The organism is Streptacidiphilus jeojiense (assembly GCF_000719095.1).
Lineage (GTDB): Bacteria > Actinomycetota > Actinomycetes > Streptomycetales > Streptomycetaceae > Streptacidiphilus > Streptacidiphilus jeojiensis.
In genome coordinates, this window is record NZ_JOEH01000068.1 from 1 (window position 1) to 3,216 (window position 3,216).

Below are 3,216 nucleotides of genomic sequence, written 5' to 3' on the forward strand. Positions count from 1 at the left end.
GGATTCGTACCACCAGGTGGTGAACCAGCTGGCGCGGCGTGTCAGCGACCTTCTGATGTACACGACGGTGGAACCCGGCAGAATGGTGGATGTGGAGACGGCCCCCAGCGCCTTCCACCAGTCCAAGCCCAACTGGGACTGTGTCACCTTCTTGGAATCCAAGGCACAGGGTTAGTGACAGCTGCGAGGTATGAAGGAACGAGGGGCGAGCTGCCCTGGCACACTCATCGGCCGCAGCCGCGGGGATGTACTGCGCATGACACCGACGGCAGCAATGTCCGCGTCGGCGGTGCCTCTGGTGGGGGCCTTCGGGGTCGATGCCGGTTGCCGGCGGTTGGGGAGGGCCCAGCCGGTGGGGCAGCGTGACTGGCTGGACCTCCGGCCGATGCTGTGCCGCAAGGTGGGCTGGTGGTGGAGCGTGCGTCGAGGTCGAGGAGTTCTGTGTCGTCCTGGATGCGACGTGCCGCCCTCAACCTCCGCCGTCTCATCAACCTCGGACTCACGCGCGCAGGCGGCACCTGAACACTCACCACAGCCACCACATGACACGAGGGGCCACCCGCTGTCAACGCTTCGGGAAAAGTGGTTCTGACCCACTTTTAGGATGTTGTTGGTGATCTTCAGCAGTTGAGGCTTTGGCAGAGCCGGTGGAAGGGGGTGCTTGATCGGTGTTGGCGGTCTGGGCGCTGGCTGAGGCGTATGACGTTGGTTCCTGCTGCGGTCAGGACGTGTTGGACGTGGGTCTTCTCGGTGCCGCGGTAGCGGCAGGTCCGTAGGCCGTGGGCATGGACGGTCTCGGAGACCGTGGCCTCGCAGCCGGCTCGCAGTGCGAAGCGCTCCCGCCATTCGTGCGTGGCTGCTCTTGTCGGACCCGGGTCTGGATCTCCTGCTGGGCCTGAGGAAGCAGGAAGATGTGGCGGCCCTTGCCGTCGATGGTGCCGGTGCAGCTGAGTCGGTCGTCGCACTCCCGGCAGGCCTTGCGCGGGAAGAGCACGGACAGTCGTGCATGGCCGTCGCCGAGGGTGGGTTTCCAAGGTGGGCTGGTGACGCCGTGGGGGCAGGTCAAGGTGCGTGCCTGCCAGTCGATACGGAAGTCCTGCTTGGTGAAGCCGGCGTGTTCGCCTGCGCGGGGGTCGTCGCGAACCGGGCCCAGGAGGGTGATGTTCCAGCGCTGGGCGGCGTGGTGGATGCTGTCGGGGCTGGTGTAGCCGCGGTCGACGACGTGCTCGACGGGCCGGAAGCCCTGGCCGGTCAGGCCTGCGTGGATGAGGTCGAGGGCGTCGATGTCCTGCTCGGTGGCCGGTCGGGTGACGACCTGCACGATCACGTTCGCGCCGGTTGGGCTGCATGCTTCGGTCTGGTGGTCGCGGTAGCCGATCCACTCTCGGTCTCCGCCGGCGGTGAGTTTGTGGCTGTAGCGGGCGTCGGGGTCGTGCGGGGTGACGATCTCGACGCTGGCCCACGGGACGCGCGCCGCGGCGGGATCGGGGCGGCCGTCGGTCTCCGTCTTGCCGGTGTTGCGTTGGGTAGTGCTGCGGCGACTGGCGCGGTCGCGGGTGGACTTCGGTCCACGCCAGCCGAGCCGACCGTGCTCGTCGTACCAGTACTGCTGGATCCATACCTGGCGCAAGACCTGGACGGCTCGCAGCTGCCGCAGGCGCGGTGGTGTGTCGTTGTGGTAGACGGCGTGCAGGAGGCGGGCTCCGTCCTGGCCGACCTGCAGTACGTACTCGAGCACGGCGTCCTTGCCCCGTGGCAGCCGGTCGTAGCGCACGGGGCGCCCGTACCGATCAGCCCAGCCCGGCGCAACCATGTCGGCGAGCCAGTCCTCACCCTGGACGGCCAGCGCGTCCAAGGCTAGCCGCAGCGTCTCGGCGACCAACTCCGCCCGGTTCAGCCGTCGGACCGCGGCCAGAATGTGGGTGGAGTCGGTGCGGACCCTCCCACGCTGTTTGACCAGTCCCGCCTCGACCAAGCGCGCGACCATCACCGCCAGCAGCTGGTCAGCCCGGTCGCCCTGCTTCATCCGGTCGCGGAACTCGCTCAGCACCGAGTAGTCGAAGCCAGGATCGTCCAACTCCATGCTCAGGAAGTACTTCCAGTCCAATCGGCACCTGACAGCCTCGGCTGCCTGTCGGTCCGTCATATTCTCCGCGTACTGCAGTACCGACACCAAGGCGAGCCGGGCCGGCGACAAGCCCTTCCGGCCGTCGACGGGGTACCAGTCCGCGAAATCCTCATCACCGAACAGCCCATCGAGGTGATCCCGCACCCACATCGCCGCCGTGCCCCGCGGATTGCTCGCCACAGCCATCCGCGCCGTCAACGCTGGAATCCTCTGTCCGCTCCCCAGGCCCATGCCCATCACGGCCCCCTCGACCGCCCGCGCCGCCCCCTGCCATCAGGGCAGCACAGCGCCACCGGACTGACCACCCCCGCCCAGAAGACTTCACCCCAACGAGCGAAGATCACCAACAGCATCCTTTTAGTGCAGAGCCACGGAGTGTCACCGGAACCGCGATCATAAATGGTCGTGGCTGATGAACTCCTCCAGGACCTCTGGTTCCACCAGGCCGCCGGCGTCGTGGTCGCCGCCTTCATCGTCCACCAGCGCCGCGTCACCGTCCACGCTGCCACCACCAGCGGTTCGGCGCCCTCTCCGTCCTGCGCGACGGTCTCGGGCCGGGTGCACAGCCGCTACGTGCGTCGGCTCGACGATGCGTCGGTGGGTGGGCGGCCGGTGTTGGCCGGTCTTCCGTGCCTGGCCCGGGGGCAGTGGACCGCCCCGGCATCGCTACGGCGCCGGGTAGCCCCCTTGCGTCCTGGGTGGACGACGAGATCACCGGTGCCGACCGTGCCTGGGTGGTGCAGCATGACCCGGGCCCGGCGCTGCTGCACCGTAGAGATCCTCGCCGTGGTCTGCGCCGCCGTCGATCTCCTGGACCGGGTGATGGTGGTCTTCGAGCAGCGACCGTAGGGCATTGACGCCCGCCCGTTCGATTCTTCGACGCGAGTTGACCTTGGCCACAGACCCCCCTTGTAGGCATCACAATCCCGTCAGCATTCAGCCTGGCACGGTTGAACCTGGCGTGCTGCCAACGACGTTGAGGCAGACCGCCTCACCAGCGCATGTGGAGGTTGTCGAGGGCGGTGTGTTGTTCGGGGGTGAGTTTGGTGCGGCGGGATCGCATGTTCATGATCCATACGCCGAGTTTC

Annotated in this window: 1 protein-coding gene and 1 pseudogene; one reads left to right on the forward strand and one right to left on the reverse strand. The window is 67.4% G+C overall.

Annotated features, from left to right (window positions below; genetic code table 11):
- Positions 1-620 precede the first annotated feature (620 nt).
- A pseudogene (locus IF29_RS42995) lies at positions 621-2,365 on the reverse strand (IS1182 family transposase).
- Positions 2,366-2,559: 194 nt separating this feature from the next.
- Between IF29_RS42995 and IF29_RS48880 the strand changes: the two are divergent.
- Positions 2,560-2,985, forward strand: a complete 426-nt coding sequence (locus IF29_RS48880) for a hypothetical protein (RefSeq protein ID WP_380525283.1) — start codon at positions 2,560-2,562, stop codon at positions 2,983-2,985.
- The last annotated feature ends 231 nt before the right edge of the window (positions 2,986-3,216 follow it).